Source organism: Acidimicrobiia bacterium (assembly GCA_035651955.1).
Taxonomy (GTDB): Bacteria; Actinomycetota; Acidimicrobiia; order IMCC26256; family JAMXLJ01; genus JAMXLJ01.
Genome location: DASRES010000074.1, coordinates 1 through 20,739 on the forward strand (window position 1 = coordinate 1; position 20,739 = coordinate 20,739).

At 71.8% G+C, this 20,739-nt stretch carries 21 protein-coding genes and 1 pseudogene; 4 read left to right on the plus strand and 18 right to left on the minus strand.

Going from position 1 to position 20,739, the window contains the following annotated elements; translation table 11 throughout:
* Nucleotides 1-13 precede the first annotated feature (13 nt).
* Nucleotides 14-744, plus strand: a pseudogene (locus VFC33_16145) (IS256 family transposase).
* Between the two features lie 195 nt (nucleotides 745-939).
* On the opposite strand, the gene VFC33_16150 reads toward VFC33_16145, so the two are convergent.
* The 10 genes from VFC33_16150 to argC are packed head-to-tail and all read right to left on the minus strand — an operon-like array spanning nucleotide 940 to nucleotide 10,075.
* The gene (locus VFC33_16150) at nucleotides 940-1,143 is read right to left on the minus strand and encodes a hypothetical protein (protein ID HZR14771.1); all 204 of its coding nucleotides are present in this window, start codon (nucleotides 1,141-1,143) and stop codon (nucleotides 940-942) included.
* A gap of 45 nt (nucleotides 1,144-1,188) precedes the next feature.
* Nucleotides 1,189-1,812: a DNA-3-methyladenine glycosylase gene (locus VFC33_16155; protein HZR14772.1), complete on the minus strand. Its 624-nt coding sequence runs from the start codon at nucleotides 1,810-1,812 to the stop codon at nucleotides 1,189-1,191.
* Nucleotides 1,809-3,224: an argininosuccinate lyase gene (gene argH / locus VFC33_16160; protein HZR14773.1), complete on the minus strand. Its 1,416-nt coding sequence runs from the start codon at nucleotides 3,222-3,224 to the stop codon at nucleotides 1,809-1,811. The genes VFC33_16155 and argH overlap by 4 nt, the downstream gene beginning before the upstream one ends.
* Before the next feature lies 1 nt (nucleotide 3,225).
* Nucleotides 3,226-4,461 carry an argininosuccinate synthase gene (locus tag VFC33_16165; protein HZR14774.1) on the minus strand — a complete coding sequence of 412 codons (1,236 nt, stop codon included), beginning with the start codon at nucleotides 4,459-4,461 and terminating at the stop codon, nucleotides 3,226-3,228.
* A gap of 13 nt (nucleotides 4,462-4,474) precedes the next feature.
* Nucleotides 4,475-4,945, minus strand: a complete 471-nt coding sequence (gene argR / locus VFC33_16170) for an arginine repressor (protein HZR14775.1) — start codon at nucleotides 4,943-4,945, stop codon at nucleotides 4,475-4,477.
* 1 nt (nucleotide 4,946) lies between these two features.
* Nucleotides 4,947-5,846, minus strand: a complete 900-nt coding sequence (gene argF / locus VFC33_16175) for an ornithine carbamoyltransferase (protein ID HZR14776.1) — start codon at nucleotides 5,844-5,846, stop codon at nucleotides 4,947-4,949.
* Nucleotides 5,843-7,030, minus strand: a complete 1,188-nt coding sequence (locus tag VFC33_16180) for an acetylornithine transaminase (protein HZR14777.1) — start codon at nucleotides 7,028-7,030, stop codon at nucleotides 5,843-5,845. The genes argF and VFC33_16180 overlap by 4 nt, the downstream gene beginning before the upstream one ends.
* Complete coding sequence (gene argB / locus VFC33_16185) at nucleotides 7,027-7,878, minus strand: acetylglutamate kinase (GenBank protein ID HZR14778.1); 852 nt, start codon at nucleotides 7,876-7,878, stop codon at nucleotides 7,027-7,029. Before argB ends, VFC33_16180 begins: the two co-directional genes overlap by 4 nt.
* On the minus strand, nucleotides 7,875-9,038 hold the full coding sequence (argJ, locus tag VFC33_16190; GenBank protein HZR14779.1) for a bifunctional glutamate N-acetyltransferase/amino-acid acetyltransferase ArgJ: 1,164 nt from the start codon (nucleotides 9,036-9,038) through the stop codon (nucleotides 7,875-7,877). Before argJ ends, argB begins: the two co-directional genes overlap by 4 nt.
* Nucleotides 9,035-10,075 (minus strand): N-acetyl-gamma-glutamyl-phosphate reductase, encoded by a 1,041-nt coding sequence (argC, locus tag VFC33_16195; protein ID HZR14780.1) that lies wholly within the window; start codon nucleotides 10,073-10,075, stop codon nucleotides 9,035-9,037. The genes argJ and argC overlap by 4 nt, the downstream gene beginning before the upstream one ends.
* A 21-nt stretch (nucleotides 10,076-10,096) precedes the next feature.
* Between argC and VFC33_16200 the strand changes: the two genes are divergently transcribed.
* Nucleotides 10,097-10,915: a MaoC family dehydratase gene (locus VFC33_16200; GenBank protein ID HZR14781.1), complete on the plus strand. Its 819-nt coding sequence runs from the start codon at nucleotides 10,097-10,099 to the stop codon at nucleotides 10,913-10,915.
* Here the strand turns inward: VFC33_16200 and VFC33_16205 are convergent.
* The 7 genes from VFC33_16205 to infC form a co-directional block, all read right to left on the minus strand.
* On the minus strand, nucleotides 10,890-11,663 hold the full coding sequence (locus tag VFC33_16205) for a hypothetical protein (GenBank protein ID HZR14782.1): 774 nt from the start codon (nucleotides 11,661-11,663) through the stop codon (nucleotides 10,890-10,892). The genes VFC33_16200 and VFC33_16205 overlap by 26 nt on opposite strands.
* Nucleotides 11,664-11,808: 145 nt before the next feature.
* Nucleotides 11,809-14,193, minus strand: a complete 2,385-nt coding sequence (gene pheT, locus VFC33_16210; protein HZR14783.1) for a phenylalanine--tRNA ligase subunit beta — start codon at nucleotides 14,191-14,193, stop codon at nucleotides 11,809-11,811.
* Entirely contained in the window at nucleotides 14,193-15,242 is a 1,050-nt protein-coding gene (gene pheS, locus VFC33_16215; protein HZR14784.1) for a phenylalanine--tRNA ligase subunit alpha, read from the minus strand. Before pheS ends, pheT begins: the two co-directional genes overlap by 1 nt.
* Before the next feature lie 4 nt (nucleotides 15,243-15,246).
* Nucleotides 15,247-15,972, minus strand: a complete 726-nt coding sequence (locus tag VFC33_16220) for an RNA methyltransferase (protein HZR14785.1) — start codon at nucleotides 15,970-15,972, stop codon at nucleotides 15,247-15,249.
* 104 nt (nucleotides 15,973-16,076) lie between these two features.
* Nucleotides 16,077-16,436 carry a 50S ribosomal protein L20 gene (gene rplT, locus VFC33_16225; protein ID HZR14786.1) on the minus strand — a complete coding sequence of 120 codons (360 nt, stop codon included), beginning with the start codon at nucleotides 16,434-16,436 and terminating at the stop codon, nucleotides 16,077-16,079.
* A gap of 168 nt (nucleotides 16,437-16,604) precedes the next feature.
* Complete coding sequence (rpmI, locus tag VFC33_16230; GenBank protein HZR14787.1) at nucleotides 16,605-16,799, minus strand: 50S ribosomal protein L35; 195 nt, start codon at nucleotides 16,797-16,799, stop codon at nucleotides 16,605-16,607.
* Nucleotides 16,799-17,614: a translation initiation factor IF-3 gene (infC, locus tag VFC33_16235; protein ID HZR14788.1), complete on the minus strand. Its 816-nt coding sequence runs from the start codon at nucleotides 17,612-17,614 to the stop codon at nucleotides 16,799-16,801. The genes rpmI and infC overlap by 1 nt, the downstream gene beginning before the upstream one ends.
* A 53-nt stretch (nucleotides 17,615-17,667) precedes the next feature.
* Here infC and VFC33_16240 point away from each other — a divergent pair, with 53 nt between their 5' ends.
* Together VFC33_16240 and VFC33_16245 are read left to right on the plus strand one after the other, a co-directional pair.
* The gene (locus VFC33_16240) at nucleotides 17,668-18,123 is read left to right on the plus strand and encodes a hypothetical protein (GenBank protein HZR14789.1); all 456 of its coding nucleotides are present in this window, start codon (nucleotides 17,668-17,670) and stop codon (nucleotides 18,121-18,123) included.
* A 17-nt stretch (nucleotides 18,124-18,140) separates the two neighbouring features.
* A complete protein-coding gene (locus VFC33_16245; protein ID HZR14790.1) occupies nucleotides 18,141-19,967 on the plus strand; it encodes a glycoside hydrolase family 15 protein in 1,827 nt (608 codons plus the stop codon).
* On the opposite strand, the gene VFC33_16250 is transcribed toward VFC33_16245, so the two are convergent.
* Nucleotides 19,964-20,698 carry a PH domain-containing protein gene (locus VFC33_16250; protein ID HZR14791.1) on the minus strand — a complete coding sequence of 245 codons (735 nt, stop codon included), beginning with the start codon at nucleotides 20,696-20,698 and terminating at the stop codon, nucleotides 19,964-19,966. The two genes, VFC33_16245 and VFC33_16250, sit on opposite strands and share 4 nt — an antisense overlap.
* Nucleotides 20,699-20,739 lie beyond the last annotated feature (41 nt).

Sequence of the window (20,739 nt, forward strand, 5' to 3'; positions counted from 1 at the left end):
GATCTACCCGGTCATGTTCCTCGACGCGATCGTCTGCAAGGTCCGCGACCAAGGGATCGTGCGCAACAAGGCCGCCTACCTGGCGGTCGGTGTCGACGTCGAAGGCATCAAGCACGTGCTCGGCATCTGGATCGACACCGCCGAGGGCGCCAAGTTCTGGCTCAAGATCATGAGCGAGTTGCGCACCCGCGGTGTCGAAGACGTCATCTTCGTCTGTTGCGACGGGCTGCCTGGTCTGCCTGATGCGATCGAAGCGGTGTGGCCGGACGCGACCGTGCAGACCTGCATCGTGCATCTCATCCGGGCGTCGTTGCGCTACTGCTCCTACAAGGAACGCCGACGCGTCACCAGCGAGCTCAAGAACATCTACCGGGCGGTCAACGAGACCGAAGCCGCCGCCGCGCTCGCGCGTTCGACGCCGGCTACGGCGACCGTTACCCCGGGATCGTGAAACTCTGGCGTGACAACTGGGAACGCGTCATCCCGTTCCTCGCGTTCGCGCCCGAGATCCGCTACGTGCTCTACACCACGAACACGATCGAGAGCATCAACTACCAGCTCCGCAAGATCACCAAGAACCGCGGGCACTTCCCCAACGACGACGCGCTGATGAAACTGCTCTACCTCGGCGTGCGGAACCTCTCCGGACGACGACCCGGCAACCGCGGCAACAACGCCGACCACTGGATCGCCGCACTCAACGCCTTCGAGATCTACTACCCCGGCCGCATCCACCTCGACTGAACAACACGACCGCCACGATCACTTACACAGACGAGCGGACAGGCTCGCCTCGGACCCGTCCCGATCAGCACGGCACGCGACCTGCTGGGCGAGAGCATCCTCAAGCTCGTCATCACCAAAGGCGACGACGTCGCCAACGTCACCCACCTCGGCCGCGGGCCGAAGGTCGCCCAGAAGATCGCGCTCCTGTGGCAGTCACCGTGCTGCCGCGTCGAGGGCTGCACCCGGACCCGCATCGAGTTCGACCACCGCGAACCGTGGGCGAGCACCAAGCACACCAAGCTGGACGAGCTCGACCCGCTGTGCAGCTTCCACCATCACCTGAAACACCGCGACGGCTGGGCTCTCGTCGACGGCACCGGCAAACGCGCCATCGTCCCGCCCGACCATCCCGACCATCCCAAGAACCGGCCGAAGCACGACACGAGCTGACCGGGTGGCGGGTCACGACATGCGCAGGACCGAGCCGGCGATCGGGCCGCGGCTCACGTTCGGGTCGCCGGAAACGAAGAACCGCCACGGATGCGTCTCGCCGCGTCCCGCGCCGAGCCCGACCCGGGTCGAGACGCCCGGCCGCGAAGGCGGTGGGACGCCGTCGTCGACGACACGGAGCGCGCCGCGCACGAGATCCGCGCCGTCGAACGAGCGGTCGATGCCGAGAGCCTGGGTCAGCTTGCCGGGACCCGAGCACAGGTCGCGGTCGCGACGAGCACGCACGCGCCGCTTGCGCATGAGCTCGATCCCTTCGACGGGCGCGCCCGCGCGCAGCAGCACCGCGCTCGCCACGCCGTCCGGTCCGCACACGACGTTCATGCACCAGTGCGCGCCGTAGCTGAAGTACACGTACAGGTGACCGGCCGGACCGAACATCGTGCGGTTGCGCGGCGTCATCCCGCGGTACGCATGACTCCCGGGATCCTCCGCGCCTCGGTAGGCCTCGACCTCGACGAGCCGCACTGCGAGCCGCTCGCCGGACGGGTCGTCGTGCACGAGCAGCTTGTTCAGGAGTTGCGGCGCGACGTCGAGCGCGTCGTCGGCGAAGAACGAGCGGGGCAGGACTCGCGTCACCGAGCGTGCGGCTCGTTCACGTCGAGCCAACCGCGTTGCTCGGCGAGACGGGCGCGCGCCTCCTCCATCTGTCGGGCGACGGGCGACGGGCCGGCGCCGCCCGGCGACGACCGGCGCTTCACCGCCTCGCCCGGCTGCAACAGCTCGAGCGCCTCGGGGCCGAGACGGGGCTCGTTCGACACCAGCTCCTCGAGCGGGATGCCACGCTCCAGCGACTGCCGCACCAGCCCGCCCACGATCGCGTGCGCGTCGCGGAACGGCAGCCCCTGGCGCACGAGCTGCTCGGCGAGGTCCGTGGCGGACGACGCGGCCGAGTCCGCGGCCGCGCGCATGCGGTCGAGATCGAACACCGCCGTTCCCATCAGACCGGTGATGGCGCGCAACGCGAGCCGACACGTCCGCAACGCGTCGAACAGCGGCTCCTTGTCCTCCTGCAGGTCGCGGTCGTATGCGAGCGGCAGGCCCTTCAATGTCGCGAGGAACCCCGTGAGGTGCCCGATGAGCCGGCCGGCCTTGCCGCGTGCGAGCTCCGCGATGTCCGGGTTCTTCTTCTGCGGGAGCATCGACGAGCCGGTGCTGAACGCGTCCGCGAGGCGCAGGAACCCGAACTCGTCGCTCGACCACAGCGTGATCTCCTCGCCGAGCCGCGACAGGTGCACCTGGGTCATCGCCGCCGCGAACAGCGCTTCGGCCACGAAGTCGCGGTCCGACACCGCGTCGAGCGAGTTGTGGAACCGCGACGCGAACCCGAGCTCGGCCGCCACGGCGTCGGGATCGAGCGGCAGGCTCGACCCGGCCAGCGCTCCCGCGCCGAGCGGCGACACGTCGGCACGCGCGAGCGCGTCGCGCCAGCGGTCGACGTCGCGCGCGAGCGCCCACACGTGCGCGAGCAGGTGGTGCGCGAGGAGGACCGGCTGCGCGCGCTGCAGGTGCGTGTACCCGGGCAGGTACGCGTCCTCCACCTCGTCGGCCCGGCCGAGCAACACCTCCTGCAGCTCGTGGATCGCGGCCACGATGGCCCGCCCTTCACGACGCAGCCACAGGCGCAGGTCCAGCGCGACCTGGTCGTTGCGGCTCCGGCCCGTGTGGAGCTTCGCGCCGGCCGGACCGGCGAGATCGGTGACCCGCCGCTCGATCGCGGTGTGGATGTCCTCGTCGGTCGGCGCGAACGCGAACGTCCCCGACTCGAGCTCCTCCTCGACGCGCGCGAGCGCGGTGAGCAGCATCGCCTTCTCGTCCGGCGCGATGAGACCCACCTTCTCCAACATCGCGACGTGCGCCCGCGACCCCACCAGGTCGTCCCGCGCGAGCGCGCGGTCGTACTCGAGGCTGACCGTGAACTCGAGCAGGTCCTCGGACGGCCCCTCCTGGAAACGCCCGTGCCAGAGCGGGCGCGCCTCCTTGTCCGCCACGTCAGCCCTGCCGGTCGCGCCCGGGCCCCTGCCGGCGCGACCACGTCTCGACCGACAGCCCCCACAACCGCACGAACCCGGCCGCGTCCTCGTGACGGAACGAGTCCGCGGCGTCGTACGTCGCGAGCGCGTAGTCGTAGAGGCCGCGGTCCGCACGGCGGCCGTTCGGGAAGCAGCGGCCGGGCTCGAGGCGCAGCCGCACATCGCCGGTCACGTCCGTCTGCGCCGAGTCGACGAACGCGTCGAACGCGCGCCGCAACGGCGAGAACCACAGGCCGTCGTACACGAGCTCCGCGTAGCGGGGCTCGAGACGCGACTTCTCGCGCGCGAGGTCGCGCTCGAGCGTGATCGACTCGAGATCAGCGTGGGCGGCGATGAGCGCGAGCGAGCCGGGGCACTCGTAGGTCTCTCGGCTCTTGATGCCGACGCGCCGGTTCTCGACCATGTCGATGCGGCCGAACCCGTACGCGCCGACGGTGTCGTTCAACGTCGTCAGCATCTCGTGCAACGGCATCACCAGCCCGTCGAGCGCGACCGGCACACCGGCCTCGAACCGCACGACGAGATCACGCGGCTCCGCGGGCGCGTCGACGGCGTCACGCGTGATCTCGTAGACGCCCGCCGGCGGCGCGACCCACGGATCCTCCATCACGCCGCACTCGATCGCACGACCGACGAGGTTCTCGTCGACCGAGTACAGCTTCTCCTTCGTGACGGTCAGCGGCAGGCCGAAGCGTTGCGCGTAGTCGATCGCGTCCTCACGGGTGAAGCCCCATTCGCGAACGGGTGCGAGCACCTCGAGGTCGGGTGCCAGGGCGCGCACCGACAGCTCGAAGCGCACCTGGTCGTTGCCCTTGCCCGTGCAGCCGTGCGCGACGGCGTCGGCACCGAACTCGCGCGCCGCGGCGACGAGGTGCTTCGAGATCACCGGTCGCGACAGCGCGGAGACGAGCGGGTAGCGCCCCTCGTACAGCGCGTGCGCGCGCAACGCGGGCAGCACGTACTCGTCGGCGAACTCGGCCCGCACGTCGACGACCTTCGCATCGACCGCGCCGGCCGCGAGCGCGCGCTGCCGGATCGCCTCGAAGTCCTCGCCGCTCATCCCGGCGTCGGCACGCGGTTGGCCGACGTTCGCGGCGAGCGCGATGACCTCGACGCCCCACTTCTCCTGCATCCAGCGCACGGCCACCGACGTGTCGAGACCGCCGGAGTACGCAAGGACAACCCGCCTCGGCATGGCGTTCCTCTCCCTACAGTCCGCTCAGCGCGCCGAGACGCTCGGCGAGCGCCCCGCAGTCCGCCTGCTCGGCGCAGACGACGAGCAACGTGTCGTCGCCCGCGACGGTGCCGAGCACCTCCTGGAACCCGGCCCGGTCGATCGCCGAGCCGATCACGTGCGCGGAGCCGGGCGGCGTCCGCAACACGACGACGTTGCCGCTGTGCGCGACCTCGACCACGAAGTCGCCCATCAGCCGGCGCAGGTGGTCGTCCGGGGCGGGACGGTCCTTCGAGTGCTCGGGGATCGCGTACGCCATCGAACCACCCGGGATGCGAACCTTCACCGCGCCGAGCTCCTCGAGGTCGCGGCTCACGGTCGCCTGCGTCGCGACGACGCCTTCCGCGGCCAGCAGCTCGACCAGCTGCACCTGACTCGACACCGGCTGCTCCTCGAGCAGGCGGGAGATGCGGTGCTGGCGCTGCGGCTTCCCGAGCGTCGCCACGTCAGCGCTCCAGCAGCTCGGGCAGCAACGCACGGGCCGCGTGCATGCGGTTCGCCGCCTGCTGCCACACGCGCGAGCGCGGCCCGTCGATCACCTCCGCGCTCACCTCCTCCCCGCGGTGCGCGGGGAGGCAGTGCAGGAACAGCGCGTCGTTGCCGGTCGCGGCCATCATCGTCTCGTCGACGCAGAACCCGGCGAAGGCCGTACGCCGGACGGCGGCCTCGTCCTCCTGTCCCATCGACGTCCACACGTCGGTGTACACGACGTCCGCGTTCTTGACCGCGTCGAGTGGGTCGTGGGACACGTCCACGGCACCACCGAGGTTGCGGGCCCGTTCGACGACGTCGTCGTCGAGCTCGTAGCCGGGCGGCGACGCGACGACGAGCTCCATGCCGGTCAACGCGGCCGCGAGCGCGAGCGACGCCGCAACGTTGTTCCCGTCGCCGACGAACACGACGCGCCGGCCCTCGAGCGAGCCGAGCTCCTCGCGCACGGTCAGCACGTCGGCGATCGCCTGGCACGGGTGCGCACGATCGGAGAGCAGGTTCACGACGGGCACGTCGACGGCGGCGGCCATGCGCTCGAGCGTCTCGTGGTCGAACACGCGCGCCGCGAGCACCGAGCAGTAGCAGGCCAGCGTGCGCGCGACGTCCTCGACGGTCTCGCGCGTGTCGAGGCCGACCTCGTCGGCGCGCACGTAGACCGGGTGGCCGCCGAGGCCGATCACGGCCATCTCGCTCGACGAGCGGGTGCGCGCCGACGGCTTCTCGAACATGAGCGCGACGCCGTGACCGTCGAGCACGCGTGCGATGGACGCAGGATCGCGCTTCCACGCGGTCGCGCGGTCGAGAACACCCGCGAGCCGAGCGGGGTCGAGGTCGTCGACGTCGAGGAAGTTCATGACAGGACCTTCGCGAGGATCGCGACCGCGGCGTCGATCTCGTCGTCGGTGACGACCAGCGGCGGCGCGAACCGCAGCGCCGTCGGCGTGACGGCGTTGACGATCAGGCCGGCGTCGAGGCAACGCTGCGCGACGTCCTTCGCGTCGAAGCCGCGCAGCTCCGCGGCGAGCAGGAGGCCGAGGCCACGCACCTCGTCGACCGCGTCGAGCGCGCGGAGGGCCTCGGACAGGTGCTTGCCGGCCCGCTCGGCGTGCCCCGGGAGGTCGTCGCGCTCCATGACGGCGAGCGTGGCGAGCGCGGCGCGGGCGGCGAGCGGCTGACCGCCGAAGGTGCTCGCGTGGTCGCCGGCGCGAAGCGCGGTCGCGACCTGCGCGTCGGCCCAGCACGCGCCGATCGGCATGCCGTTGCCGAGGGCCTTCGCCATCGTGACGACGTCGGGCCGGACGCCGTGCGCGTGCTCGAACCCGAACCACTTGCCCGTACGGCCGAGGCCGGTCTGCACCTCGTCCATCACGAGCAGCGCCTCGCGCTCGTCGCACAACGCGCGCACCGCTTCGAGGTAGCCGGGCGGTGAGGGCTGCACGCCGCCCTCGCCCTGGACGGGCTCGAGCATCACCGCGCAGACACGCTCGTCCATGGCGGCGGCGAGCGCGCCGACGTCCGCGAAGGGGACATGGCGGAACCCGGACGGCAACGGCTGGAACGTCTCCTGCTTCTGTGGCTGGCCGGTCGCCGCGAGCGTCGTGAGCGTCCGGCCGTGGAACGACGCGTATGCCGACAGCACGTGGTACCGCTCGGGACCGCCGTGCAGCTGGCCGTGGCGACGGGCCAACTTGATCGCGCACTCGTTCGCCTCCGCGCCGGAGTTGGCGAAGAACACCCGCCCACCGCCGCCGAGCAGCCGGTCGAGCGTCGCGGCCAGCGGCGGCTGCAGCGCGTTGCCGTAGAGGTTCGAGACGTGCACGAGCGTCCGCGCCTGGTCCGCGATCGCGTCGGCGACCTCGGGGTGGGCGTGGCCGAGGCCCACGACCGCGAGGCCGGCGAGGAAGTCCAGGTACTCGTGACCCTCGGTGTCCCACAGCTTCAGACCCTCGCCGCGCACGAACGTCACCGGCAGGCGCGCGTAGGTCTGCATCACGTGCTGCGCGTCCAAGGCGGCGAGCTCGTCGAATTGCTCGCTCACGGCGTCACCATGGTCCCGATCCCCTCCCGCGTGAGCAGCTCGAGCAGCAGCACGTGCGGGACCCGACCGTCGAGGACGTGCGCGCTCGCGACACCGTTGCGCAGCGCGGCGATGCACGACTCGACCTTCGGGATCATGCCCTCGTCGAAGACGCCACGCTCGCGCAGCTCCTCGAGTCCGCGCGTGTCGATCTGCGACACGAGCGTCGACTCGTCCGGGTAGTCGGTGTACAGGCCCGCGACGTTCGTGAGGTACACGAGCTTGCGCGCGCCCAGCGACTCCGCGATCGCGCCGGCGACCGCGTCCGCGTTGACGTTGTAGGGCTGTCCGTCGTCGTCGACGCCCACCGTCGCGACGATCGGGATCAGCTCCTCGCGGATGAGGCGCTCGAGGATCGACGGGTCGACCTTGCCGACGTCGCCCACGAAGCCGAGCCGCTCGTCGCGTGCAACCGCAGTGAGCAGGCCGGCATCCTCGCCCGAGAGTCCCACCGCGTAGGAGCCGTGCCGGTTCACCGACGCCACGACCTCGCGGTTCACCTTCCCGACGAGCGCCATGCGGACGATGTCGACCGTCTCCGCGTCGGTCACGCGCAGGCCGTCCACGAACTCGGGCTCCTTGCCGAGCCTGCGCATCAGCTGGCTGATCTGCGGCCCGCCCCCGTGCACGACGACGGGATTCATGCCGACGAGCCGCATGAGCACGATGTCGCGCGCGAACAGGTCGGCGAGCCCGGGATCGTCCATCGCGTGGCCGCCGTACTTGACCACGATCGTCGAACCGGTGAACTCGCGGATGTACGGCAACGCCTCGGCGAGGACCGTCGCCCGCTCCTGCGGCGACGTCACGACGTCCGCCGGTTCTCGTCGATGTAGCCGTGGCTCAGGTCGGTGGTCAGGACGGTCGCGTTGCCGTCACCACGGTGCAGGTCGCACTCGATCGTGATCTCGCGGGCCTGCATGGTCTGCGCGAGCGCGGCGGCGTCGTGCCCGGCCGCGATCCCGTTGCGGCAGACGACGACGGACCCGTACGCGATGTCGACGGCCTCGGGATCGAGCTGCGCGCCGCTCGCGCCCAGCTCCGACAGCACGCGTCCCCAGTACGGATCGCTCCCATTGAGCGAGCACTGCACGAGCTGGCTGCGCGCGACGGCGTGCGCGGCGCGACGCGCGTCGTCGACGCTCGCGGCGTTGCGTACGACGACGCGCGCGAGCTTGGTCGCGCCCTCGGCGTCGCGGGCCATCTGTTCGGCGAGGGACGCGCACACGATGGTCATCGCGTCGACGAGCGCATCGTGCGACGGCGACTCGCCGGTCGCGCCGTTCGCGAGCACGAGGACCGTGTCGTTCGTGCTCGTGCACGCGTCGACACAGAGCTGGTTGAACGACACGTCGACCGCGCGCGTGAGCGCGTCGTGGAGCGCGGGCGCGTCCACCGCCGCGTCGGTCGTGAGGACCGCGAGCATCGTCGCCATCGACGGAGCGAGCATCGCGGCACCCTTCGCCATGCCGCCGACCACCGCCGCGGTACCGCTGACGGGCGCGACCGCCTCCTTGCGCACGGTGTCGGTGGTGAGGATCGCCTCCGCGGCGGCGTCCGAACCGTTCAGCGACGACGTCAGCTTCGGGATGCCGGCCTCGAGCGCGTGCATCGGCATCGGGATGCCGATCAGGCCGGTCGAGCACACGAGCACGTCCTGCGTCGTGCACCCGAGCCCGTCCGCGGTCAGCTCGCACATGCGCGTCGCGTCGCGGCGTCCCTGCTCACCGGTCGCCGCGTTCGCGTTGCCCGACGACAGCACGACCGCCGCGGCGTGCGGGGTCGCGGCCAGGTGCGCGCGGCTCACCTGCACGGGCGCGGCCGTCGCGCGGTTCGAGGTGAACACGCCCGCGGCCGGTACCGCGCGCGCGTCCGCGGTCGCGACGATCGCGAGGTCGGGCGCGCCCGAATCCTTGATGCCGCACGCGAGCCCGCCCGCGACGAACCCCCGCGCGGCGGTGACGCTCACGGCAGGATCCCGACGTTGCTCAGGCCCGCCGTCTCCGGCAGACCGAGGACGAGGTTGGCGCCCTGGATCGCCTGGCCCGACGCGCCCTTTACCAGGTTGTCGATCGCGCCCAGCGCGAGCACGGTGCCCGTCCGCGCGTCGAAGCGCACGGTGACGTGCGCGGCGTTCGACGCGAACGTCGCCTTCGTCGCCGGCGGCTCGTCGAGCACCACGACGAACGGCTCGCCGGCGTAGAAGTCGCGGTAGTGCGCGAGCAGCGACGTGCTCGACAGCCCGTCGACCGCGGGCCGGGCGTAGCACGTCGCGAGGATGCCGCGCGTCATCGGGACGAGATGGGGCGTGAAGAGCACCTGCAGGTCGCTCCCCGCGACGCGTCCGAGCGCGAGCTCCATCTCGGCGGTGTGACGATGGTCGAGCAAGCCGTACGCGTTCACGTTGCCGTCGGCCTCGGAGAACAGGCTCGGCGCCGACAGCCCGCGACCGCGCCCCGACACGCCCGACACCGCGTTCACGACGATGCCCGTCGGCTCGACCAGCCCGCCGGCGAGGAGCGGCGCGAGCGCCAGCACCGTCGCCGTCGGGTAGCAGCCCGGCGCGGCAACGTGCGCGTGCGCGCGCACGTCGTCGCGGAACAGCTCGGGCAGGCCGAAGGCGAACTCGTCGAGCAGCTCGGGCGCCGAGTGCCGCGCGCCGTACCACTGCTCGTACGCGGCGGCCGGGAGCCGGAAGTCGGCACCGAGGTCGACGACATGGTCGACCTTGCCGACGAGGTCGGGGACGAGCTGCTGCGACTCGCCGTGCGGGAGCGCGACGAACACGATGTCGAGGCCGGCGAGGTCCCCCGGCTCGAACGCCGCGAACGACCGCTGCGGGTAGGCGGCCGCGAGCGACGGGTACAGCGACGCGACCGTCGCACCCGCGCTGCTCGCCCCGGTCACGTGCGCGACGTCGACGTCGGTGTGGGCGGCGAGCAGCCGGAGCAGCTCCGCGCCCGCGTACCCCGAAGCGCCGACGATCCCGGCCCGGTACGTGCTCACGCCGCTATTCTATTCAACATCGTGAATAGAAATGCAAACGTCCTCACCGGCCTGGAGGTCGGCGACCGTTTCCCGGTGCTCGAGGTCACGGTGTCGCCCGCCGCGAACGAGCGCTACTGGACGGCCGCGGGCGTCGACCACCCGCTGCTGCGACGCGGGGCGCTCTACCCGCCGATCGCGGCGAACTTGACCGTGCTGCTCGTTCAGCAGACGGTCGGTGAGGCGCTGCTGCACACCGAGCAGACGCTCACGAGCCGGGCCGTCGGCACGGCCGGTGATCCGCTGCAGGTCGCCGGCACGGTGACCGAACGCGTCGCGCGCCGGGGACGTGAGTACGCGGTCGTGACCGCGACGATCGCCGGCGCCGCGGGAGAGCCGCTGTGGGAGAGCACCGCGACGTTCACGACCGCCCGCGCACCCGCGGCGCAACCGGGAAGCGGTGCCGCGCGGCCGGCTCCCGACCCGGTCCCGCCGGACGCGCGCCACCGGACGCTCCACCTCGACGCCGCGGCGCTCCGCGCGTACTCACGGGCCGGGAACTTCCACTCCGATCCCGACGAGGCCCGCCGGCTCGGGATGCCGGGCCTCGTCGCGCAGGGCATGCAGGTGTGCGGGCCCGCGTACGGGATCGTGCTCGACGAGTGGGGCGAGGAGCTCCTCGCTTCCGGCACGTTCTCGGCGCGCTTCGTCGGCATGGTCGTCGAGAACCAGACCGTGGACGCCGCGGTCGAGCTCGGCCGGGACGGCAACCGCGCGCGATTCGACGTGCGCGACGACCGCGGCCGCGTCGCCGCCGTCGGCACGGCGTCGCGCGTCAGGCCGTCGGCGGCCCCGGGCTGACGGGCTGCACGCGCCCGCGACGGCGACGTGCATGGGCGAGGAGCTCGACGGCGGGCGGGACGTGGGTGTCGCCGACCGGGTGGACCGCACCGTCGACGAACGTCTCGCGGCCGTCGGGCGCGACTCGCGCCGCGACGATGACGGGGATGCGTGCGCCGTCGGTGCGTCGCACGTCCGTGCGCAGCTCGCGTACGACACCGGAGACGCGCAGCCGTCGTGCGAGCGCGCGCGCGTCGTCACGTCGCATCGCGAGGTGGCCGTTGTCGAGGAGTGACGCGACGAACGGGTTGGCGTCGACGACGAACAGGTCGTCGCCGCGGAGCACGGCGCGGAACAGACCCGCCGGCACGTGGTCGAACAGCGGGCGGAACCGGGTCTCGAGCTCGCGGGACGTGTTGCGCGCGCGGAGCAACGTGGTGATCCGGATGCGCAACTCGACCGGGTCGACGGGCGTCGGCGTGACGTCGTCGACCGCGCCTTCGTACGCCTTGCTCGCGAGAGCCGCTCCGTGCCGGCCGGTCAGCACGAGCGCGGGCAGGAACACCGGGTGCTCCTCCGACCGCCGCTGCACGAGGCGGCGCCACCATCGGTCGAGCGCGGCACCGTCGAGGATCGCGAGGTCGAACGGCACGACGAAGGGATCGACGCCCCGGGCTTCGGTGAGCGTGACGGCGAGCGGTGCGACCGCGTCGGCCACCGCGTGCCGCGCCTCTCCCTGCCCACAGACGACCAGGATGCGATCGCCCACGCTGCCTCCTGCGGGCGTGACGGAACCGGCTCGCAGTGCCTCGTACCCCGCGTCGCCGCTCGTGTACCGCGAACCGCAAACGCGCCGTCACTGTGCGTGGCAATGCCCGCGTCGGACCGCCGAGATGTGGACGGAGCGCGTCGGCTCAGCCGCGTAGCTCGGCCCCGTGCGCGGTCACGACCGCGTCGATGCATCGCTGCCGGATCTCGGCGACCTCGGCGTCGGTCAGCGTCCGATCGGGCGCGCGGAACCGCAGCGACCACGTCAGGCTCTTTCGACCGGCGCCGATGGCGTCCGAGCGGAACACGTCGAACAGCTCGACCGACTCGGCCAGCTCGCCGGCCGCGCGACGCAACGTTGCGCGGAGATGGCCCGCGGGCGTTGCCTCGTCGACGACGAACGCGAGGTCGATGCTCGACGCGGGATACCGCGACACCGGCCGGAGCGTCCGGCGCGTGCGCGACGCGTCGAGCAGCGCGTCCAGCTCGAGCTCCATCGCGACGACGGGCCCGTCGAGCGAGAAGCGCGCGACGACGTCGGGATCGACCTCGCCGAGCGCCCCGATCGGCGCGCCGTCGACGTACGCGACCGCCGCCCGTGCGGGATGCAGCGACGGCCACTCCCCCGGCTCGAGCCGCGCGTCGGCGAGGTGGAGCGCGGTGACGAGCTCGCACCATGCGTCGACGACGTCGAACGCGTCGACCGGGCGATCGGGCTCGTGCGGGCGACGGTGTTGCGCGCCCGACAGCAGCACCGCGACGCGGTCGCGCTCGTCGGGCAACGGGCCCGCACCTTCGGGCGGCAGGAACACGTGCCCCACCTCGAAGAGCGCGAGGTCGCTCTGACCGTGCCCGGCGTTGAACGCGGCCGCGCCGAGCAGGCCCGGCAGCAGGCTCGGGCGGAGCAACGACTCCTCCGCGCGCAACGGGTTCTCGAGCTCGACGCCCTCCGGTGACAGCCCGGCGCGGGCGACGTCCGCGGGCGCGAGCAACGGCAGCGTGTACGCCTCGTCGTAGCCCATGCCGACGAGCACGTCGACGACGAGCCGGCGCTCGTGCTGGCGCGCGGTCAGCCCGCCGGCGTGCTCGCCCGAGCTCGGAACATGACGCGCGATCGAGTTGTAGCCGACGCGACGCGCCACCTCCTCGACGAGGTCGACCTCGCGCTCGAGATCGGGACGGAACGTCGGGGTCACGGCTGTGCGCGTCGCACCGCTGCCCTCGAGGTCGATGCCGAGCGGCACCAGCGCCTCGCCGATCTCGTCGTCCGAGAGCTCGGTGCCGAGCAACGCGTTCACACGCGTCGTGCGGATCGTGATGCGGCGGGGCTCGATCGGTGCCGGGTACTCGTCGCACGCTCCCGGCGCGGGATCGGCCGCGGCCACGTCGACCAGGAGCTCGATCGCCCGGTCGGCGGCGCGCAGCACGCCGTTCGGATCGACGCCGCGCTCGAACCGCGCGCTCGACTCCGTGCGCAGCCCGAGACGCTTCGACGTGCGACCGATCCCGACGGGATCGAAGTACGCCGATTCGAGCAGGATCTCGCGCGTCGAGTCGGTCACCTCGGACGACCCGCCGCCCATGATCCCCGCGATCGCCTGGGGTGCGCGCTCCGCGTCGCAGATGAGGAGGTCCTCGCGCTGCAGCACGCGCTCCGTACCGTCCAGCGTCGTCATCCGCTCGCCGTCGCGTGCGACGCGCACGACGATGCCGCGCCCGGAGAGCCGATCGAGGTCGAAGGCGTGCAGCGGTTGGCCGAGCTCGAGCAGCACGTAGTTCGTCACGTCCACCACGTTCGAGATCGGGCGCATGCCCGCGAGGGTGAGTCGCCGTTGCATCCAGCGGGGCGACGGGCCGAGCGACACCGACGCGACGCGCGCGACGTAGCGCGGGCACGCACCGGGCGCCTCGACCGACAACGAGATGCCGCGCACGTCGCCGCCGACCTCGCTCGGCGGCGGGGTGGGCACGAGCAACGGCGTGTTGAAGGCGGCCGCCAGGTCGCGCGCGACGCCGACGATCGACATCGCGTCCGGACGATTCGGCGTGATGTCGAGGTCGAGGACGACGTCGTCGAGGCCGAGGACCTCGCGCACGTCGGCGCCGAGGGGCGCGTCGTCGTCGAGGTGGAGGATCCCGGAGTGGTCGTCCCCGAGCCCGAGCTCACGCGCCGAGCACAGCATCCCGTCGGACTCGATCCCCGCGACGGGCTTGCGCTTCAGGGTCAGCCCCGGGATGCGCGCACCGACCGGCGCGTAGGGCACGACGTCGCCGGGCGCGACGTTGCGCGCGCCGCAGACGACGGTCGTGGTCGTGCCGCCCGCGTCCACGTCGACGAGCGTCAGTCCCTTCGTGCTCTTCGGGTGCTCGCGCACGTCGAGGACTCTCGCGACGACGACGCCCTCCACGTCGCGCCCCGGCTCGTCGAGGCCGTCGACGACGAGGCCGAGCTGGTTGCACGCGTCGACGATCTCCGACGTCGACGCCGCGATCGGCGTGAACTCGCGCAACCACGAGAGCGGAACGAGCATCAGAATTGCTCGAGGACGCGCACGTCGTCCTCGAAGAAGGTCTTGATGTGGTCGACGTCGAAGCGGTCCATGGCCATGCGGTCGAGCCCGAACCCGAACGCGAACCCGGAGTACTCCTCGGGATCGATACCGACGGCCTCGAACACGTTCGGGTCGACCATCCCGCAGCCGCCGAGCTCGATCCAGCCCGTCCGCGAGCAGACACCGCAACCGGCGCCGTCGCAGAACACGCACGTCACCTCGAACTCGGCCGACGGCTCGGTGAACGGGAAGTACGACGGTCGCAGCCGCGACTCCTTGTCGGGCCCGAAGTACGCGTGCGTGAACGCCTCGATCGTGCCGGCGAGGTCACCGAACGTGATCCCCTTGTCGACCACGAGGCCCTCGATCTGGTGGAACACGGGTGAGTGACGCGCGTCGAGCGTCTCCTTGCGGTAGCAGCGACCGGGCATGACGGTGTAGATCGGCGGCGTGCGCGACTGCATGACCCGGATCTGCACCGGTGACGTGTGCGTGCGCAGCATCACCTGCTCGGGACGGCCCAGCTTCACGTAGAGCGTGTCCCACATCGAGCGCGCTGGGTGCGCGGGCGGCATGTTGAGCGCCTCGAAGTTGTAGAAGTCGGTCTCGACCTCAGGTCCCTCGGCGACCTGGAACCCGAGGCCGACGAACACGTCCTCGAGCTCGCGCTGCACCTGCGTGACGAGATGCAGGTGCCCGCGGCGGCGGCCGTGGCCACCGACCGTCAGGTCGAGCCGGTCGCGCGCCAGCGACCGCTCGCGGTCCGCGGCCTGCAACGCCGCGCGGCGCTCGGCCACGATCTCCTCGACGCGCGACTGGAACGCGGTGAGCGCCTTCCCGACGACGGGACGCTCCTCGGACGCGAGCGACTTGATCGCGTCCTTGACCTCGCTCGCGACGGAGCGCTTCTTGCCCACGTAGCGGCGCTCGATCTCCGTGAGCTCGTCGAGGGACGCCGCGCGCGCGACGTCAGCGGCCGCGGTGGTCGCGGCGTCGTCGAGGCGGGCCGTCGCGTCCGTCGCGTTCACGTCGTCACGCCTCACGACCCGCGCGCCGCTGGCGCGCCGCCTCGAACACGAGCACCGAGCACGCGACCGCGACGTTCAGCGACTCCGCCCGTCCGGCCATGGGGATCGTGACCCGCTCGTCGACCCGCGCCGTGACCGCATCGGGCAGCCCACGGGCCTCGCCGCCGACGACGATCGCGACGCCACCGCGCAGATCGCACGCGTCGTACGGCACGCCGCCACGCGCGACGGCCGCGACGCTCCGACGTCGTTGCGCGCCGAGCGCGTCGAGCACGTGCACCGGGTCCTCGCCCTCCACGACCGGGATACCGAAGATCGCACCGGCCGACGCGCGCAGCACCTTGGGGTTGTGCGGGTCGACCGAATTGCCGCAGAACACTAGTCCGGCACCCCCGGCAGCCTCGGTGCTGCGCACGATCGTCCCCGCGTTGCCGGGATCCGCGACGTCGACGGCGACGACGACGGGCGCGCCCGCGTCGGCACAGCCGGTCGCGTCGTGCAGCGACGTGTCGCGCCACGTCGCGACCGCCACCACGGGCTGCGGCGTGACGGTCGACGCGACGCGCTCGAGGACCCCCGGCGCGACGACGCGCGTCGCGACGCCCGCATCGGCGAGTCGGTCCAGCAACCGGCGGTCAGCGCCGCGTGTCGCGGCAGCATCGACGTACGCGGCGACGAGCGGTGCACCGCGGTCGAGCGCGCCGTCGACGAGCCGAGCCCCCTCGAGCACGACGGCGCGACGTCCGCGACGGGCGCGCCCGTCGCGGACGAGGGCGCGCAGCTCGCGGATCTCGTGGTGCCGCGGACCGAGCGGCGGCGTGCGCGGCGACGCGGTCAGGCTGCGAGCGCCTCGCGCGCGGTCGCGACGAGCTTGGCGAACGCCCCCGCGTCGCGGACCGCGAGGTCGGCGAGCACCTTCCGGTCGACGTCGACGTCGGCCGCCTTCAGGCCCGCGATGAACCGCGAGTAGCTGATGCCGTGCTCGCGGCACGCGGCGTTGATGCGCACGATCCACAGCCGACGGAACTCGCCCTTGCGGGCGCGACGGTCCCGGTACGCGTACTGCAGCGAGTGCATGACCTGCTCGTTGGCCTTGCGGAAGCTGCGGCTGCGCGCACCCGAGTACCCCTGGGCCGCTTCGAGCACGGCCCGGCGGTGCTTCTTGCCGTGGACCGAGCGCTTGACCCTGGCCATCGTCGTGATCCTTTCCTATTTGGTCGACTCCGCTCCGGCGTCCCGGCCTCCGGCCACGCCTGCGCTTCGTCTTCCGGTCTGATTGGTCGACTCCGCTCCGGCGTCCCGGCCTCCGGCCACGCCTGCGCTTCGTCTTCCCGTCTGACGCGATCGTGCGGAGCGGCCGAGCTACCGACCGAGCAGGCGCTCGACGTGCTTGCGGTCCCCGCCGGTCACCTCGGCGGGGCGCCCGAGCCGGCGCGTCCGCTTCGTCGGCTTCTTCTCGAGCAGGTGGGAGCGGAACGCCTTGCGCCGGCGGATCCGGCCCGTCCCCGTGATCGTGAACCGCTTCGCGGCGCCACGGTGGGTCTTCATCTTCGGCATCAGCGTGCTCCTGTCGCGTCCGCGGCGGCGGGCGCGGTCTCGGCGGGCTCCTCGCCACGCGCGGCGCGACGGGGCGCCGCGTTGGCGGTCGGCCTCTTGTTGGGGTGCAACACCATCGTCATGTTGCGGCCGTCCTGGCGGGGCGCCGACTCGACCACGGCGATCTCGGCGACCTGCTCGGCGATCCGGTTGAGGATCTTCAGCCCGAGCTCCGGGTGAGCCATCTCGCGACCGCGGAACATGATCGTGAGCTTCACCTTGTTGCCCTCGCCGAGGAAGCGCTCGACGTTCTTCATCTTCGTCTCGTAGTCGTGACCGGAGATCTTGGGCCGGAACTTCATCTCCTTGATGACGACGTTCGTGGCCCGCCGGCGCGACTCCTTCCGCTTCTGCTGCTGCTCGTACTGGTAGCGCCGGTAGTCCATGATCCGGCACACGGGCGGGTTCGCGTTCGGTGCGACCTCGACGAGATCGAGCTCCTGCTCCCGGGCGATCTGGAGCGCCTGCGGGAGCGGCTTCACCCCGAGCTGCTCACCCGATTCACTGATGAGACGGACCTCGCGGGCACGGATCCGGTCGTTGATCCTGGCTTCGTTCGCAGCAGCGATCTGAGCATCACCTCTCTCGTACGGACCGCCTGCGAACGAGCAGGCGGCGGACACGGGAAGCGTCCGCCGCGCGGAGGCCGGGGCCTGAGCACCAACGAACCCGGACGCCCGCGGGACCACGTGACCGTGGTGAGGGGGCCGGGTGGGGAAGAATCGGCGTGGCGGGTGCGCGGTGCGCCCCGGGGACCGGTTCGACCCACTTCCCATGTGACTGATGTGGGCAACTGGTGTGACGTGTTGCAGTGAGCGAGGTTACCAGCGTGAGCAGCCTCTGGACACCATACGGCGAGCACGAGCCCGAACGGGACGTCCGTGACGCCCCGCCGGCCGGCACCGCGGCCGACGACGCCGCCGTCGCGGAGCAGGCCGACGACGCGGCACGTGAGCAGCCGACCACGCACGCCGAAGATGCCGAGATGCGGGAGGCGATGGCGCGGCTGGCGCGGACGCCCGTCGCCGACATCGTCGCCAACCACGCGATCGGGATGTGGCAGCTCGCCGTCCTGCACCTGGGCCTCGGTGGCGAGGCCCCGCCGGACCTCGCCCAGGCCTCGCTCGCGATCGACGCGATGGGTGCGCTCGTCGACGGGCTCGGCGACCGTCTCGGCGACCGTCTCGGCGAGCACGCCGTCCCGCTGCGGGACGCGGTCGCGCAGCTTCGCCTCGCCTTCGTGCAGGTGTCGCAGACGACGGAGCGTCCGGACGCCTCCAGTTGACGCGAGACAATGGCGCGATGTCCCAGCGCATCGAGGACTACGCCCTGATCGGCGACACCCGGACGGCGGCGTTGGTCGGTCGGGACGGCTCGATCGACTGGCTCTGCCTCCCCCGCTTCGATTCCGGCGCGGTGTTCGCGGCGCTGCTCGGAGACCGCGCCAACGGCCGCTGGATCATCACGCCCGAGGCCGAGGTGCGCCGCACCCGTCGGGCGTACCGGCCCGGGACGCTCGTGCTGGACACCGAGTTCGACACGGTCGACGGCGACGTGCGCGTCACCGACGTCATGCCGACGCGCGGCGAGTACCCCTCGGTCGTGCGCATCGTCACCGGGCTGCGCGGCACCGTGCGGATGCGCATGCAGCTCGTCATGCGGTTCGACTACGGGTCGATCACCCCGTGGGTCCGCAACGTCGACGGTTGCCTGCGGGGCGTCGCGGGACCCGACGCGCTCGTGCTGCGCACCGACGTCCCCACGCACGGCGAGGACGAGGACGGTGAGCGCACGACCGTCGCGAGCTTCAACGTGCGGGCGGGTGACGACGTCCCGTTCGTGCTGCAGTACTGCCCGTCGTTCCTCACGTGCGACGACGTGATCGACGGTCTCGGCGCGGTCGCGAGCACCGAGGAGTGGTGGCGCGAGTGGTCGGCGCGCTCCACCTACGACGGGGACTGGCGCGAGGACGTGCAGCGCTCGGTCGTCACGCTGAAGGCCCTGACGTACGCGCCGACGGGTGGGATCGTCGCCGCCCCGACGACGTCGTTGCCCGAGTGCCTCGGCGGCGTACGGAACTGGGACTACCGCTACTGCTGGCTGCGTGACGCGACGTTCACGCTGTACGCCCTGATGATCGCGGGCTACCTCGACGAGGCGACCGCGTGGCGGGACTGGCTGCTGCGCACCGTCGCCGGCGACCCGGCCGACCTGCAGATCATGTACGGGCCCGCGGGCGAGCGCCGACTCCCCGAGCTCGAGCTCGACTGGCTCGGCGGGTACGAGGGGTCGAAGCCCGTCCGGATCGGGAACGCGGCGTCGGGGCAGTACCAGATCGACGTGTACGGCGAGATGATGGACGCGCTCCACCAGACGCGCCGCCACGGCATCGACCCGACGGCCGACGCGTGGGACCTCGAACGCGTGCTCATGGACTTCCTCGAGTCGGGTTGGAAGAAGCCCGACGACGGCATCTGGGAGGTGCGCGGCCCCCGCCGGCACTTCACCCACTCGAAGGTGATGGCCTGGGTCGCGTTCGATCGCGCGGTCCACGCGGTCGAGCGGTTCCATCTCGACGGACCGGTCGACCGGTGGCGCTCGGTGCGCGACGAGATCCACCGCGAGGTGTGCGAGAAGGGCTACGACGCGCAGCGGGGCGCGTTCGTCCAGTACTACGGATCGAAGGACCTCGACGCGAGCCTTCTCATGATCCCGCTCGTGGGGTTCCTGTCACCGAGCGACGAGCGGGTCGTGTCGACGGTCGACGCGATCCAGCGCGAGCTCGTGCACGACGGGTTCGTCGCGCGCTACGAGACGTCGGACACCGGCGAGGTCGACGGCCTGCCCCAAGGGGAGGGCGCGTTCCTGCCCTGCTCGTTCTGGCTCGCCGACAACCTCGCGATGATGGGCCGTCGCCGGGACGCGCTCGCGCTGTTCGAGCGGCTGCGCGGGCTGCAGAACGACGTCGGGCTGTTCGCCGAGGAGTACGACGCGTCGGCGAAGCGCCTGGTCGGCAACTTCCCCCAGGCGTTCACCCACGTCTCGTTCGTCAACTCGGCGTGCAACCTGAGCGGGAGCGGCGAGCGCGGTCCCGCGCACCACCGGGCCCGTCACCACAACGGTGGTTAGTTGAGCAGCTTTGCCTTCTGGGCCTGGAACTCGTCCTCGGTGAGCACGCCCTGGTCCCGCAGGTCGGCGAGCTTGCGGAGCTGATCGGCGACGTCGACCGGCGCGGCGGGCGCAGCCGCGGCGGCCGGGGGTGCGGCGGCGGCCGGGTTGACCTGGTGGATGTACTGCGTCTGACGCTCGACGAGCTTCTTCTGCCGGGCCTCGCTCACGAGCGGCATGAGCAGCTCACGCACCTGGTACGGGCCGTCGATGTTGTCGAGCACGACCTCGCCGCTCGTGTGACCGCCCGACATCTCGGCCGCGCCCGAGAGGCCGAACGCACCGGCCTGGCCCGCCGCCAGCGACGGGTCCTCGAGCCACAGCACGACGTCGCCGACGTCCTTGCCCCGCTGCATCACGTTCTGGCGGACGTCGAGGTCCTTGACCGCCCACATCGGGACGTACTCCGAGCGCACGCCGAGCACACCGCTCTCGATCCAGATCCGGTCCTTCGTGATCCGGTAGAAGGCCTTCGACACGCCCGTCGCCTTCGACGCCGCGTCCTGGCTCTGCCCGAACCACAGCGTCTCGGGGTCGTCCTTCCACTGCTCGACCCGCTTGGCCTGCTGCTCGCCGAGGGTCGTCTTCGCCTGGTCGGCGAGCTCCTTGCCCTTCTCCGTCGCGGTCTGCGCGGCCGACTTCAGCCGGTCCTTCCACGACCGCTTCGGCTGGCCCGTCTCGTCGTCCGGCATGCTCCGCCGCTCCTCGTGCTCCATCGGGAAAGCGCAGGAGT

Bases quoted from the DNA above. Each gene is read 5' to 3' on its own strand.
- argF (HZR14776.1), bottom strand. From the start codon at position 5,846: ATGAACTTCCTCGACGTCGACGACCTCGACCCCGCTCGGCTCGCGGGT.
- infC (HZR14788.1), bottom strand. From the start codon at position 17,614: ATGGGAAGTGGGTCGAACCGGTCCCCGGGGCGCACCGCGCACCCGCCA.
- VFC33_16245 (HZR14790.1), top strand. From the start codon at position 18,141: ATGTCCCAGCGCATCGAGGACTACGCCCTGATCGGCGACACCCGGACG.
- rplT (HZR14786.1), bottom strand. From the start codon at position 16,436: ATGGCCAGGGTCAAGCGCTCGGTCCACGGCAAGAAGCACCGCCGGGCC.
- VFC33_16250 (HZR14791.1), bottom strand. From the start codon at position 20,698: ATGCCGGACGACGAGACGGGCCAGCCGAAGCGGTCGTGGAAGGACCGG.
- rpmI (HZR14787.1), bottom strand. From the start codon at position 16,799: ATGCCGAAGATGAAGACCCACCGTGGCGCCGCGAAGCGGTTCACGATC.
- VFC33_16165 (HZR14774.1), bottom strand. From the start codon at position 4,461: ATGCCGAGGCGGGTTGTCCTTGCGTACTCCGGCGGTCTCGACACGTCG.
- VFC33_16150 (HZR14771.1), bottom strand. From the start codon at position 1,143: ATGGTCGGGATGGTCGGGCGGGACGATGGCGCGTTTGCCGGTGCCGTC.
- pheT (HZR14783.1), bottom strand. From the start codon at position 14,193: ATGCTCGTTCCGCTCTCGTGGTTGCGCGAGTTCACGCCGATCGCGGCG.